This window comes from Bradyrhizobium sp. UFLA05-109, assembly GCF_054185165.1.
On record NZ_JBBIAR010000008.1, the window covers coordinates 56,212 to 69,622 of the forward strand.

The 13,411-nt window shown below is 64.5% G+C and carries 14 protein-coding genes; 6 read left to right on the forward strand and 8 right to left on the reverse strand.

Annotation, left to right across the window (positions count from 1 at the left end; genetic code table 11):
* Window positions 1–3: 3 nt before the first annotated feature.
* The gene (locus Q3C01_RS07605) at window positions 4–939 is read left to right on the forward strand and encodes a CobW family GTP-binding protein (protein ID WP_458144702.1); all 936 of its coding nucleotides are present in this window, start codon (window positions 4–6) and stop codon (window positions 937–939) included.
* Between the two features lie 71 nt (window positions 940–1,010).
* On the opposite strand, the gene Q3C01_RS07610 is transcribed toward Q3C01_RS07605, so the two are convergent.
* Together Q3C01_RS07610 and Q3C01_RS07615 are read right to left on the reverse strand one after the other, a co-directional pair.
* Window positions 1,011–1,259 (reverse strand): hypothetical protein, encoded by a 249-nt coding sequence (locus tag Q3C01_RS07610; protein WP_458144703.1) that lies wholly within the window; start codon window positions 1,257–1,259, stop codon window positions 1,011–1,013.
* 87 nt (window positions 1,260–1,346) lie between these two features.
* Window positions 1,347–2,225 carry a dienelactone hydrolase family protein gene (locus Q3C01_RS07615; RefSeq protein ID WP_458144704.1) on the reverse strand — a complete coding sequence of 293 codons (879 nt, stop codon included), beginning with the start codon at window positions 2,223–2,225 and terminating at the stop codon, window positions 1,347–1,349.
* Between the two features lie 280 nt (window positions 2,226–2,505).
* Between Q3C01_RS07615 and Q3C01_RS07620 the strand changes: the two genes are divergently transcribed.
* Window positions 2,506–2,964: a cupin domain-containing protein gene (locus Q3C01_RS07620; protein WP_458144705.1), complete on the forward strand. Its 459-nt coding sequence runs from the start codon at window positions 2,506–2,508 to the stop codon at window positions 2,962–2,964.
* A gap of 7 nt (window positions 2,965–2,971) precedes the next feature.
* On the opposite strand, the gene Q3C01_RS07625 is transcribed toward Q3C01_RS07620, so the two are convergent.
* Window positions 2,972–3,934 carry an alpha/beta hydrolase gene (locus Q3C01_RS07625; RefSeq protein ID WP_458144706.1) on the reverse strand — a complete coding sequence of 321 codons (963 nt, stop codon included), beginning with the start codon at window positions 3,932–3,934 and terminating at the stop codon, window positions 2,972–2,974.
* 142 nt (window positions 3,935–4,076) lie between these two features.
* On the opposite strand from Q3C01_RS07625, the gene Q3C01_RS07630 reads away from it, so the two are divergent.
* Window positions 4,077–4,754, forward strand: a complete 678-nt coding sequence (locus Q3C01_RS07630) for a nitroreductase (RefSeq protein WP_458144707.1) — start codon at window positions 4,077–4,079, stop codon at window positions 4,752–4,754.
* Window positions 4,755–5,144: 390 nt separating this feature from the next.
* On the opposite strand, the gene Q3C01_RS07635 is transcribed toward Q3C01_RS07630, so the two are convergent.
* The 3 genes from Q3C01_RS07635 to Q3C01_RS07645 are packed head-to-tail and all read right to left on the reverse strand — an operon-like array spanning window position 5,145 to window position 7,738.
* Complete coding sequence (locus Q3C01_RS07635; RefSeq protein ID WP_458144708.1) at window positions 5,145–6,263, reverse strand: HD-GYP domain-containing protein; 1,119 nt, start codon at window positions 6,261–6,263, stop codon at window positions 5,145–5,147.
* Between the two features lie 21 nt (window positions 6,264–6,284).
* Window positions 6,285–6,602 carry a PilZ domain-containing protein gene (locus Q3C01_RS07640; RefSeq protein ID WP_458144709.1) on the reverse strand — a complete coding sequence of 106 codons (318 nt, stop codon included), beginning with the start codon at window positions 6,600–6,602 and terminating at the stop codon, window positions 6,285–6,287.
* Complete coding sequence (locus tag Q3C01_RS07645) at window positions 6,599–7,738, reverse strand: DUF2336 domain-containing protein (protein WP_458144710.1); 1,140 nt, start codon at window positions 7,736–7,738, stop codon at window positions 6,599–6,601. Before Q3C01_RS07645 ends, Q3C01_RS07640 begins: the two co-directional genes overlap by 4 nt.
* A 352-nt stretch (window positions 7,739–8,090) precedes the next feature.
* Here Q3C01_RS07645 and Q3C01_RS07650 point away from each other — a divergent pair, with 352 nt between their 5' ends.
* Together Q3C01_RS07650 and Q3C01_RS07655 are read left to right on the forward strand one after the other, a co-directional pair.
* Window positions 8,091–8,960 (forward strand): AraC family transcriptional regulator, encoded by an 870-nt coding sequence (locus Q3C01_RS07650; protein ID WP_458144821.1) that lies wholly within the window; start codon window positions 8,091–8,093, stop codon window positions 8,958–8,960.
* Between the two features lie 61 nt (window positions 8,961–9,021).
* Window positions 9,022–9,612, forward strand: coding sequence for an NADPH-dependent FMN reductase (locus tag Q3C01_RS07655; protein WP_458144711.1), 591 nt, complete (start codon window positions 9,022–9,024; stop codon window positions 9,610–9,612).
* Window positions 9,613–9,619: 7 nt separating this feature from the next.
* Here Q3C01_RS07655 and Q3C01_RS07660 read toward each other — a convergent pair whose 3' ends face one another.
* Entirely contained in the window at window positions 9,620–11,704 is a 2,085-nt protein-coding gene (locus Q3C01_RS07660) for a methyl-accepting chemotaxis protein (protein ID WP_458144712.1), read from the reverse strand.
* Between the two features lie 93 nt (window positions 11,705–11,797).
* Entirely contained in the window at window positions 11,798–12,238 is a 441-nt protein-coding gene (locus Q3C01_RS07665; protein ID WP_458144713.1) for a DUF1810 domain-containing protein, read from the reverse strand.
* 139 nt (window positions 12,239–12,377) lie between these two features.
* On the opposite strand from Q3C01_RS07665, the gene Q3C01_RS07670 reads away from it, so the two are divergent.
* The gene (locus Q3C01_RS07670; protein ID WP_458144714.1) at window positions 12,378–13,406 is read left to right on the forward strand and encodes a DUF2778 domain-containing protein; all 1,029 of its coding nucleotides are present in this window, start codon (window positions 12,378–12,380) and stop codon (window positions 13,404–13,406) included.
* Window positions 13,407–13,411: the final 5 nt, after the last annotated feature.

Genomic DNA, 13,411 nt, shown 5'->3' on the forward strand with positions numbered 1-13,411 from the left:
GGCGTGTCCGTTCCGGTTCTGCTCGTGGCCGGCTTCCTCGGGGCGGGCAAGACCACGGTCGTGAACCACCTCCTGGCGCATGCCGACGGGCGTCGAATTGCAGCCGTCGTCAACGATTTCGGCGCGATCAACATCGACGCCGAGTTGATCACGGGTGCCGCCGACGGCGTGGTGAGCCTCGCCAATGGCTGCATCTGCTGCTCGCTCGAAGGCGATCTCTTGCGCACGCTTGCCGTGCTGCTGCGGCGTGATCCGCGCCCGCATGTCATCGTGATCGAAACCAGCGGTGTGGCTGATCCTGCGGATGTCGTGCGCAACCTGATGGATCCGCTGATCTTTCGCGAAGCGCCGCTGGAAACCGTGATGTGCGTGGTGGACGCGACGATGCGGGTGGCCATGCTGGACGACGCGTTGTTGCGGTCGCAGGTGCGGGCGGCCGATGTGGTCGCCCTGAGCAAGGTGGATCTGGTCGACGGCGCCGGTGCCGCGCAGATGCGCGACGCAATCCGCGCGATGCGCCCCTCGGCCGTCCTGGTCGACGCTGTCCATGGCGAAGTGCCCGCGGCGCTGCTGTTTGCGCCCGATGTCGATCGCGCGCCGGTGCCGCGCGAGCCTGGGCCGAAACGACCGGCTGCCGAGCGGTTCGAGACCATGAGCTGGACCGCGGATAGGCCGGTATCGCTGCCGCGGTTGCAGGCGGCGATCGGCCGACTCGCGCCAAGATTGGCGCGGGCGAAGGGCCTGTTCGAGACTGTCGAGCAGCCCGGGCGGCTGATGGTTTTTCAACTGGCCGGCGGTCGGGCGACGCTGGCCGCGGGCGGGACGCTGCCTGCGGGGACGCCACGGACGCGGATCGTCTTCGTTGCCGAGATCGGCGTCCTCTCGCGCGAGGAGATCGATCGGATCATGGAAGGCTGCATCGACGCTGGGGCGGCGTGAGGGCCGCCCCAAAGCAAGATACGCCCGCGGCGAGCGGGCGTATCGGGATCGAGGGCCGATCGCGCCGCGCCTTAAGCGCCCATCTCGCACTTCTTCATGAAGCTGCTCTTGGCGGCGCCGGCGAGCGGCTTGCCATCGGAGCCAACCGCCTTGGGCGCGCAGGCATCTTCCTTGCATTTCTTCATGAACGAGGTCTTGGCGGCGCCGGCCAGCGGCTTGCCATCCTTGCCAACGGCCTTGCTTTCGCAGGTATCCTCTGCGAAGGCCGAACCGGCCGCGAAGGTGGCGACGACGGCAGCCAGGAAAATCCGCTTCATCATGGGTGTCTCCCTAAACAATGGTTCGGGAATTGGAACTCCGAATCGTGGCGCAATCAAGCAAGATCAGCGTTCGGCCTGGCGATCGCTTCATTTTTTCCAGCGTGCTACTGTAGCAATCGCCTTGACCTGCACGTCGTTCAACGCCGCCTGATTTGCGGCGACCGACTGGTGGAGCGGCAAGGGATCGTCGAAATCATGGGTCGCGCCGGGATAGACCGTGACGTCGATCTTGCTGCCGGCCTGGCCCGCCCGGTCGGCGGCCTCCTGGCACAACACGGGCGACACCTCCTCATCGCTGGCGCCCAGGAACATGGCGATCGGCGCGGTCGTGGAGATCGTCGGCTGCAATAGCGCCTTCGGTCCGCAACCCGGATAGAACGCGAGTGCGCCGCGAAAGCCGGCTGCCAGGTTTGCGCCTTGCCGGATCATCACGTTCAGCGCGGTGCTGCCGCCGTTCGACCAGCCCTGGAGGAAGATCTGGTTGCCGATCACGTCGCTGCGGCTGCGCAAATAGGCAAGCGCGCCCTCGGCATCGAGCGGGCGCACGGTTTTCTCGTTGACGTCGTCACGATCGGAATCGTCATGGGTGAAACGGCCGAAACCGTAGGCCTTGCCGCGCGGACCAAAACTGTCCGGCAGCAGTGTGAGATAGCCGCGTGCTGCCCAGTATTGGCCCCACATCACGTGCCGTTTCGACAGGGTCGCAGCGTTGCAGGGCGAGGTGACCTTGGGGCCAACGACGGTGCAGTCCGCATTGACGTTGCTGGAATAGGGCCCGCCGCGGCCGTGCAGCAGCACGATGGCGGGAGCGGGACCCGCCGCCTGCGGGCGGAATAAATAGCCGACGAGCTGTGTGCGGCCGTCGGCACTGCGGAAATAGACCGTCTCCGGTGCGGCTGCCGCATCGCAGATCAGCCACAGCGAGGTGGTTGCGGCAAAGACAATGCGAGTGAAAAAGGCTGGCATGCTGGTCGGAATCCCTGGTCTTCCGGCAGGAGGCACTAAAGCGCGATGAGATTGGGCTGAACCATCATCGCGCTTTAGGTTGTTGTTTTGAGCATGATCTCCGCGCAAACGTGCTGCGTTAGTCGCGAGGGAAAACCGCTTCACACTTTGCGCTAATGCGGCCCTTCGGGTCCAGATCTGGTGGAGGCGAAGATTCAACTCAGCTTGCTGCACTGCGCGCTGACCGGTTGCTGCAAAGCTGTTAGCCTCGTTCATAATCCAGCAGGAACGGAGCATTGCGATGGACGCCCCGACAGGCCCGCAAACCGCCGACCGGCATTCCCACCTGGTTCAACCCCAAATCATGGACTGGCAGAAAACGCGCTTTCCGGGCTGCGAAACCAAGACGTTGCTGTTCGATCGCAGCACGGGACTGATGACGGCCCTGATGCGCTTTGCGCCTGGGGCGGTGCTACCCGATCATGAGCATGTCGGCATCGAGCAGAGCTACGTGATCGAAGGCGCGCTCGTCGATAAGGAGGGGCTCGCCAAGGACATCGCGTGCGGGGCCGGCGAGTTCATCTGGCGCGAAGCCGGCAGCCGTCACGTCGCCTGGTGCCCGGAGGGAGCGCTGGTTCTTGCGATCTTCCAGGTGCCGAACAAGTTCTTCGAGGCCGACGGCCGGGTGATCGATGCCAGCGGTCAGGACTGGGACGAAGCCTGGGGCCATACGGCGACGCAGCGGGCGCGCAGCAGTTAGCAGTTCTTCATGCCCCGCGGGCGAGCAACGCCTTGAAATCGGCACGCGCGCGCTGGGCCTCGAGGCGCGCAACCTCGGAGGCTTCACCCATGCTGAAATAGCCGTGGATCAGGCCGGCACCCTCGTGATGCCTGACGGGAACGCCGGCGGTCTCCAGCGCCCGTGCATAGGCCGCGCCCTCGTCGCGCAGCGGATCGAACCAGGCCGTCGTGACGACGGCCGGCGCAACGCCGGCGAGCGATTTGGCCCTCAGCGGCGAGGCGCGCCAATCCTGTGCGTGCGAGGGATCGGCGAGGTAATGGCCAGCAAACCATTCCATCACCGCGCGCGACAGGAAATAGCCGTCCGCATTTTCGGTGCGTGAGGGAAAGTGCGCGTTCTCGGTCGTATCCGCATAATTGCCAACCACGTCGGTCGCGGGATAGACCAGAAACTGTCCGGCGAGTCCGATGCCGGCGTCGCGGCAGGCGATTGCGGTGCCTGCTGCGAGATTGCCGCCGGCGCTGTCACCGGCCACGCCGACCCGCTTCACGTCGCCGCCAAAATCCGCGATGCGGTCGAACACGTCGCGTGCCGCGGCAAAGGCATCCTCGAATGCGCCGGGAAAGCGCGTCTCCGGCGGACGCCGATAGTCGACGGAGACCACGACCGCGCCGGTCTCGATCGCGAGGAATCGCGCCTGCCGGTCATGGGTGTCGAGATTGCCTGCAACCCAGCCGCCGCCGTGGAAGTAGATCACGGTCGGCGCGGGCTTCGAACCGAGGCGATACACGCGTGCGGCAAGCGATCCCGCGCCGCCCCTCACCTCGATATCCCGGACCTCCTCCACGGGCGGCGGCGGCACGGCGGCGCGCGCGGCAGCAAGTGCAAGCAGGGACTCGCGGGCGCTCTGCGGTGTCATCGTCGCGGGATCGCGCAGCGGCAGCGTCGCGATGATCTGGGCAATGACGGGATCGAGCGGTGCGGGCATCGGCGGGTCTTTCAAGGCGTCTTGCAACGGTTCTTGGTTTTGCTTGCGCGCTAGCATAGGTTTCGAGCGCCGGTTGGGCAACCGGCGGCCGGGTCGCGCCGAAATTGCGTGGTACGGAAAGCAGGAGAGGCAGGGGGAACAGGTGGATTTCGAAACGCTGGTGCAGTCCCGTCGTAGCGTGCGCGGTTTCAAAAAGCACCCGGTGCCGCGCGCGGAGATTGAGGCGATCATCGATGTGGCCAAGCGTGCGCCGTCTTCGATGAACACCCAGCCCTGGCACGTTCATGTGCTCACTGGTGCGCCGCTCGAGCAGGTACGCCGACGCAACATGGAGGAGATGGTCGCCGGTGCCAAGGTCAAACGCGACATCGTCAGCCATGGCGAATACCAAGGCATTCATCGCACGCGTCAGGTCGACATTGCCAAGAAATTATTCGGCGCGATGGGGATCGCGCGCGACGACAAGCCGATGCGGCAGGATTGGGTGTTGCGCGGCTTCCGCCAATTCGATGCGCCGGTCTCACTGGTGCTCACCTATGACCGTGTGCTCGACCCCGGCGCGGTCTGCCACTTCGATCTCGGCGCGCTTTGCTACGGCATCGTGCTCGCGGCATGGGATCGCGGCCTTGGTTCGGTGATCAACGGGCAGGGCATCATGCGCTCCGACATCGTGCGCGAGGTCGCTGAGATCCCCGACGACGAGGTCATCATGACCTGCGTTGCGATGGGATATCCGGACGACACGTTTGCCGCCAATGCCGTGCGATCCGATCGAGAGGAGAACAGCGAGTTCGTGCGCTTCGTCGGATTCGCCGACTAAAGGTTGCATATTGCGGGAGCGCGTTGCGGTTTACCAAGAGAATATTCTTCTGCCGAAATTTTTGGTGCGGACTCCCAACCGGCTCTTGCAATCTCGACTCGTCAGGAGGAACAATAAGCGCGTTGAAAGGTTTGTTGCTGGCGCGAGGGAATTCACATGCGGCGGCTGGCTAGCCTGGTGCGATGGTTGCTTGGGCCGCGAGTGCGGTATCCCGACGATGATGATCCAAGTCTCCCTTTCTCTCCCGAAGAATTCGGCCGGTTGATTTGCAGCGGCAAACGTGAAGACATGAAGCGGCTGGCGGAAGGCTTGGCGTGCCGATCGATTCCGCGTCGCGCCAAATACCGCGCCACGCACTAAGGCGAACGCATTGAAGGCGCCGATGCGCGATCAGCGGGTCAGCGCGACCTGCTTGAATGAGGCGACCAGCGCCTTTTCCAGTTTGCCCTGCATCCCCAGGAGAACGCCATAGGCCTCCTCGCGCGGCATTGTCGGTCGGTACGACCGGTGCTCGATCAGCGCGGCGAAGATGTCGGAGATGGTGAGAATTCGAACGACATCCGCAATGTTTTCGGCGCCAAGCGCGTCCGGATAGCCGCTGCCGTCGAGATATTCGTGGTGATGACGTACCGCATCGAGGATCTCGGGCGAGATGTTGGCATAATCCTTCAGAACCTCGTATCCCGCGACCGGGTGCGTCTCGATCAGTGTGCGCTCCTCGGCGTCGAGGCGTCCCGGCTTGTCGAGGATCGCCAGCGGAATCTTCGCCTTGCCGATGTCGTGAAACATGGCCGCCGAGTACAGCCGTTCGAGATCGTCCTTCCTGACGCCGAGACTCAAGCCAAAGTCGATGGCGACGCCGGTGACCAGCAGGCAATGCTGGTAGGTTCCCTCGTGATGACGCCGTACCGTGGTGAGCCATTCCGACAGGCCGTGTTCTGCAATGCGGTTGGCGATCTTGCGGCCGGCTTCCCTCGTTCCATCGACATCGATGGTCTCACCGAGCATGACCGAGCTGAACATCGAGCCGATGGCGGTCGCTCCCGCCTCGACGGCGTCATCCGGTTGCGACTGGCCATCTGCGGATGTGGCATCGGAGTTCGGCGACCCGAGCAGCGCGGCCAGGAGCTTGGCCTGGTTGGGTACGCCCGGCAGGACGTGCGTGGCGCCGAGGGCGTAGGCCTGCGAGATGCAAACGTGGGAGGGCGGCTCGACCAGGAAGATGCGCTTGCTCGCCTTGGCCAGTCGCGCAGACCGCTTCTTCAACGCAGCGATGTTGTCGACGTCGCGAAGGTCCGCGCGCACGACGACGGCAAGCGGTGAGTGCGGCAGCCGTGCCTCGGCATCGAGCCGTTCACCCGCCACGGCGAATTTCCGTTCGACGATCGAGCAAACTCCGGACAGCTTGTCCGAGCTGTCAGCCAGCACATGCACGAAGGCGTGCGCGGCCCGAGGCTCCGGGACGCTCTTTTGAGCTTTGACTGGTGCGACGACACTGGAACTTGGCACGGCTGTGGCTTTCAGCGACGGCTACTTGCTCTTCGCCAGTTCGCTGTCGGCCTTTGCCGGTCCTTTCCTTCCCGTCTTGATGAAGTGAATCCCTGCCATTGTTCCGTCGATCCAGACCAGTTCGCAGCGGCGATAGGCGAGGCCCGTCGAGGACAGCAGCATGAAGAATTCCCTCGCTTGCAGAACGTCGAGGGTTCCTTCGACCTCGATCTTGGCGCCGCTGTCCGAAACATCAAGCAGCACACAGGAGCGGCGCCAGGTGCCGTCCGCCCCCATCAGATTGACGGGCTGCTTGTGATCCATCCGAACGCGGTGTGCTTTGCGACCGTCAAATTTCATGGGCTGGCCCCGGATTTCCCGCGCTTATTGTTGTTGTCGGCAGTAACGGCCCCGGCGCTTGCGGCCATTTCGCCCCAGCGCACCGCCCACTGGCTTGTTGAAAGATAGAGCTCGTCGAACAGCTTTTGGGCGCGCTCGCGCTGCTCATAGGAAAGGCGCGGGCCGCCGCGATTGCAGAGGATGGCGAGCGTCGTCTGCCAGTTCAGGCGGGAGGCGCGGCAGGCCATGACCAGTGCTTCGCAATCCTCGTCGGTGATGATTTTTTCGATCACGTCGGTCGGCGCACCCGACAGCACCGAGAGTGAGGCGATCAGATTGGCTGCCTCGCCCCGGATCGCGAAGCGGTTGATGGTCGAATCGTTGAGCTTCCCGACGCGGTTGAGCGCGACGACGGAGAGCCTCGCTTCGGCATAGTCGGCCGATGACGGAAGCTTCGGCCGTGCCGTGGGCCGTGTCGGACTGAGCACGGTCTCGATCCGCTCGCGCAAAGCGGGGGCAGCAGCATCAAGTATGGCAGCCCTCGCGTCCGGGCTCAGCCTGGGGAAGAGCCCGCGGACAATCTTGTCGGGCGTGTCGGAACGGAATGCCAGCGCCCTGGCGATCTCGTTGTCATGTTCGGCCCTGGCGATCAGCATGGCATAGCCCGCGGCGGAAAAAGCGGCGCCCGGATTGTTCACCAGCGCGCGACCGACATTCTTGCCGCCGCGCTTCAGCAGAATGTCCGTCAGGGCTGGATCGACCGGGTTCCTTCCAGAGATCGCCAGCAGATGCTGCTCCCCGCGCGACGTCGCAATTGTCGCCAGGTCGTTCGCCGAAATCGTGCGCGATTTGAGAAGGAGCGGGCCCGCAACCATCGGATCGTCATGGAAGGCAAGACGACGCGACGTCTCCCTCGGAGCCAAGCTCAGATCGACCAGCGCGGTGCTCAGCTGCGTGAGGGCCGTCGGCTCGATTCGTTCCGCAATGCGAAGCAGGACCTCGTCCAGCGCACTGATCGCTGGCTCCTGAAGACGATCGCGACCTGCAACGAGCAGGTCGGTCGTCCGCCGAAGCATGCGGACACGGCGCTCGTAGGCGCAGCCTGCGATGGTGCTTTCGAGCTCGGCAACAATATCGGCAGGCAAAATGGCATTCATGGCGGGCCTGATCCGCTAAAAAAACGACGGTGTTTCTACGGGGGCAATTGCGCGCCAAAGTTGTTAAACATCGGTTACATTGCAAGGTGCGGTGGCGCCTTTGCGCCGCAGTAAAATTTGAATCGATATCGAAATTCGGCAGATGCCGCCGCGAAACCCTTAAAGGCCCAAACGACCGTTGCGTGGTCAGGCCAGCGCCGGACCGGACCGAAGATACAATTGAGTGGGTGACCAAATCGGGTCACCGTTACTGACAGTTTTTTTGATTCGCTATGAATGACCATTCGTGGGGGCGCCAACGTTGGGGCCAAAGATATTTCGATTTGACGATGTCGATGAATTCCGCAGTTCGATAAGAACCTTGGACGTGGAGTTCACGCCGCTCGTGCGGAGGATCGCGGCCGTGCAGACCATCCTGAATCTGCCGGGTTGCGACGTCAACTTCACGAAATCCTTTCCACGTATCGTGGATGCGCAGCTCGTGAAGAACTGCACCGCGGTTGGCTTCACGATGGACGACCACGAGGTTCCCATTCGTTTCAACGGAGCGCAGCGGGATCGCGCGGCCATCGTCATCGGCGGTGGTGGCGCCGTCTTCAACGCGGTCGAGGAAGTCGAGCGACAATACGCCTCGGTGATGTTTACGCCGGAGGTGAGCGGGCGCGGTTGGCCGGAGACGAGGGCAAACTTCCACATCTATGAAACGAGCGCGCTGGCGCTGAGCTGGCTGCGCAGGCTGATCCGGGAGGTGATCACTGCTGCATCGGAACCGGTCGATGCCGTCGAATGGCCGATGAAGGCATCCGCGATGAGGGAATCCCTGCTCGCCGCGATCGATGCGGCGTTCGCTGGCGTCGTTCCGGCGCGCTGGACCGCGCGGGCCAATGACGAGCGGCATTTCAGGACATTCCAGGACATCCGCGCGCTCCTGCTGGATGATCTCGCTCAGCCCATCTACAGCGAGGAGTTGGCCAGCAAGCTCGGCCTGTCCGTGCGCAGCATGCATGATGCGGTCCAGCGCTATCGGGGCATGAGTCTGCACCGCTATCTACGACTCTGGCGGCTGTGGCTCGTGCGCAAACGACTGCTGACGGGGCCCGAGAGTGTGAAGGCCGCCGCGCTTGCCTTCGGCTTCTGGCACCTCAGCGACTTCTCGAGAACTTATCGGCACCAGTTCGGCGAGACGCCATCGCAGACGCTGGAGCGCGCCCGAAAGAGCTGACCTTTCATCGCGGCTTTCGTGAATAGGTCGGCATAACGCTTCGTGCTAGGATGCGCCCATCATGGGCAATCGCATCCTCGTCTTCTACGGCTCCTACCGCTCCGACCGCATGGGCATTCGCCTGGCGCATTTCGTCGTCAACGGCTTGCGGAGCCGCGGCGACGAGGTCACCTTCATCGACGCCAAGGCGGTCGGCCTTCCCATGCTCGACCGCATGTACAAGGAGCATCCCAAAGGGCAGGCTCCGGAGGCACTTGAGAGGCTGGCGACTCAGATCCGCGATGCCGACGGTTTCGTGTTCGTCACCGGCGAATACAATTGGGGTGTTCAGCCGGGGTTGAAGAACCTCACCGATCATTTTCTCGAGGAATGGTTCTGGCGCCCGGCCGCAATCGTCAGCTATTCCGCCGGTCGCTTCTCCGGCGCCCGGGCCGCAACCGCCTGGCACGGCACGCTGTCGGAAATGGGCATGGTGGTGATCTCGAGCACCATCTCGGCCGGTCCGATCGCGCAGACGCTGTCGGCCGAGGGCGAGCCGACGGGCGAGGGCGGCAAGGCACTGGAACGCTCGTTCCCGCGGTTTGCCGACGATCTCACCTGGTGGGTCGAAGCTGCGAAAGCGCAGCGAGCCCGCAAGCCGCCGCCTTATTGACGATGCGCTAGGCGGCCCTGACCTCGCTGAGGAAACGGTTGACCTGGCCGGCAAGATCGCGTGACTGCGAGGAGAGCTGCTCGGCTGCGCCCAGCACCTGATTGGCGGCAACTCCCGTATCGTCGGCTGCGCGCTGCACGCCGGTGATGTTGGAATTGACCTCCTGGGTGCCGCGCGCGGCCTCCTGGACGCTGCGCGAAATCTCCTTGGTCGCGGATCCCTGCTCCTCGATCGCCGCCGCGATCGCGGTGCCGATATGATCGATCTCGGCAATCACGTCGGCGACGTTGCGGATCGCAGCGACCGTCTCGTCGCTCGCGGACTGTATCGCGGAAATCTGCTCGGAGATCTCGGTCGTCGCCTTCGCGGTCTGTCCCGCCAGCGATTTGACCTCGGAGGCGACCACGGCAAAGCCGCGGCCGGCGTCACCGGCGCGCGCCGCCTCGATGGTCGCGTTCAGTGCCAACAGGTTGGTCTGTTCGGCGATGCTCTGGATCAGCGTGACGACGTCGCCGATCTTCTGGGCGCCCTCGGCAAGGGTGCGGGCGGTATCACCGGTGCGGCGGGCATTGTCTACGGCGCGTGCCGCGATCTCGGTGGACTGGGCGACCTGGCGGCCGATCTCGGCGATCGAGGAGGTGAGCTCCTCGGTCGCGCTCGCGACCGTCTGCACGTTGGTCGAGGTCTGCTCGGAGGCGGCCGCGACGACCGCGGCCTGGCTGTTGGTCGCGGACACCGTCGCGGTCATCGACTGCGCCGTGCTTTCCATCGTGGCCGACGCCGAGGACAGGCCGCCGACGAGCTCGGAGACCTTGGCCTCGAAAGCGCGGGTGAGCTCGTCGAGGATCTGCGCGCGCCGCATCTTGCCGTCGTTCTCGGCCTGCTTCTCGGCAGCGAGCTGCTCGGCCTTGATCATGTTGTCCTTGAAGACCCGAACGGCAGCGGCCATCGCGCCGATCTCGTCGGAGCGCGCGGCGCCCGGAATCTCGTCCGCCATCTCGCCGGCGGCGAGGCGCGACATCCGCGTCGTCAGGCTGACGATCGGCGCACAGACGCGGCGGCGGACCATGATGATCATCCCGACGCTCGCGACGAGCACGGCCGCGAGGCCGGCCAGCGCGATCGCGAAGCTCAGCCGCGCGGCGGCCGAGGCAGTGCCGAGGATCTGCTCGGCGTTGTCGTAAAATGCCTCGCGCACGCCGATCACGGCGCCCAGCCCGCGCTGCGAGTCCGCATAGAAAGTATCGACGTCAATGTCGTACTTGCCGCTCGCAGCGCCGTCCTTGACGAGCTTGAGGTCGCGGCCAAAGCCTTCGACATAGTCGGAATTCATTGTCTCGAGCGCGGCGGCGACGTTCGCCGGCGTCGTCGGATTGCCGCGCAATTCCTGCAGCGACATCAGGATCTGGTCGTGGCGCCCTTGCGTGCGGGTGACGTCGATCTTTTCGGCCTCCGTTGCGGCCCTTTTGGAGCCGACGAGGTTCTTGTGCAGGCTAGCGTTCAATCCGCCGACGTCGCGCAGCGCCCAGGCGATGTTGGCGTAGCTCGCCTGGCGATAGGCATCGCCGTTGAGGATCGCCATGCGGCGGACCTGCTCATTCAAGAGCGCGGTGACGCCGTTGTTGAATACGGCATTGTCGGCGACGATCTTGCGCGCAGCGTCCTTGCGGGCGTCGGCCGGGCCGTCGATCGCCTTGTCGATGGCCCCGCGAAGGGCGGAAAATTTCGCATTCAAGGCGTCGATGCTGCTGGCAATGGTGTTGCCGTCGTCGAGGCTGCCTGGAAGTTGCTCCTTGCGCAGCGCGTTCATCTTGTCGCGGGCGCCATCCGTCAGCCTGCGCAGCTTCTCGTGCTCGGCGCGCATGCCGGGATCGACCGTCGCCGGGCCGTAGAGAATGTTGGTGGCGTAGCCGCGCTCGGGATTGAGATAGCGCGGGATGTCGCCGACCGCGCGCACGATCTGGAGCCTGTCTTGCGCCTCCGCGATCCGGTCCATGGTCTGATATTTGGTCACCGCGACATAGACGGCGAGACCGCCGCCAACCGTCGACAGCGAAACGATGGCGGCAGTCAGAAGCGTACCAATTTTCATGAGCTATCCGGCAATGACGCGTAAAATCGCTCCAAAGGTACGTGGGTCCGCTTAATCTGGGGTTTACGATGGCGGGAGCATTGCCTCAGCCGGTCAGCCCGCGCTGCGGTCCATAGCCGCGAGGATCTCGAGCGTCGCGCCATCGCGCGCGCCGATAAAGTAGCGGGCAAGCGCCTGGCCGAAGATCGTCTCACCCGAGGTGGCTTCGAACAGCGTCATCGACGAGCGGAACTTGGCGTCGTCGGGCGCGCCGAGGATCGCGTTGATGTTGCGATCATTCACTGCGAGCACGAGGCCGGTGCATTCGAGAAGGCGCGGTCCGAGCACGGGGTGGGCGAGGTAGGCCTCGGCCTCAGCGCGGGAGGCGATGGCATAGCGCTGCGACATGGCGCTGAAGCCGAGCCCGGCCAGTTGCGGGAAGATGAACCACATCCAGTGGCTGCGCTTCCGCCCCGCCGAAAGCTCCCCGACGACCCCCGGATAGATGTCGTTCTGGGCCTGGAGGAAGCGCCCAAGATCAAAAGGATCGCTCATTAACCGCCTCCGGCGACCGCCCCGGCCGCGATTATGCCTAACTTTTGGCTCCTGATGTGGTAGCTGGTATAGAATCTCGACGGGGTTGGGTACCCCAAGGGGTTCGAGACGGGGTTAAGCGGGTCGATTTGGGGATCTGATGGTTTCCGACGCAGCACGGGCCGAGAAGCTCTTGTCGCGCCGCCGGATCGGGCGGTCGGAAGCGCTTTTGCTGTCTGTGGCCGCCCTGGCGCTGTCGGTCGGCGCGGCCGCCTGGATCGCCTACGGCAACGACACGGCCTCTCTCGCCTCGGCTGCATTGCCGCCCAGCGGCCCAACGACGTCATTTGAGGACCGATTCCAGCCCACCTCGCTAGAGCGCGACACCGGCTTGCGCTCCGTCGAACGCTCGGCGGTCAGCATGCTCCAGCTCAAGCTCCGCGACGCCAAGGCGCTGCTCGCCCAGCAGCTCGTCCGTGACGACTGGCGCTCGACCCTGACCGAGGACGACAAGCAGGTGGCCGAACCGGCGGCGCCGCTATCGCAGAAGCCCGACGTCCCGATGCCCCGGTCGCGCCCGGTCCAGGCCGATCTCGCCTCCCAGGTCGCTTCCAGCCAGGCTTTTGCCGATTCCCTGCCGAAGGGCGACAACCGCAGCCTGCTGCAAAAATTCTCCGACATGTTCCCGGGCAAGGTCAGGCTAGCCTCGCTGACGCCCGACAGCGGCCTGTTCCGCCAGGGGCCTGATCTCGCCGCGCTCGGCTACGATCCGAAGACCGCGATCTACGACCTCTCGGCGAAGGCGGTATACCTGCCGAGCGGCGTGGCGCTCGAAGCGCATTCCGGCATGGGCGCCATGATGGACGACCCCGACCATGTCGACCAGCGCATGGTCGGCGCGACCCCGCCGGCGACCTACGAGCTGAAGCCGCGCGAGAAGCTGTTCCATGGCGTGCGCGCGCTGCGCATGACGCCGGTCGACGGGACCAGCGCCCTTGGCCGCGTCGGGCTGCTCACGCATCCCTACATGCTCGGACCGCGCGGCGACTCCAACGGCTGCGTCTCGATCAAGTTCTACGATCGTTTCCTGAAAGCCTATGACGACGGCGAGGTCAACCGTCTGATCGTGGTGCCGAACCTGAAGGGCGCCACGTCGGTGTCGCAGCGCGCATCGGCCTCGGACTCCTAAAAGTC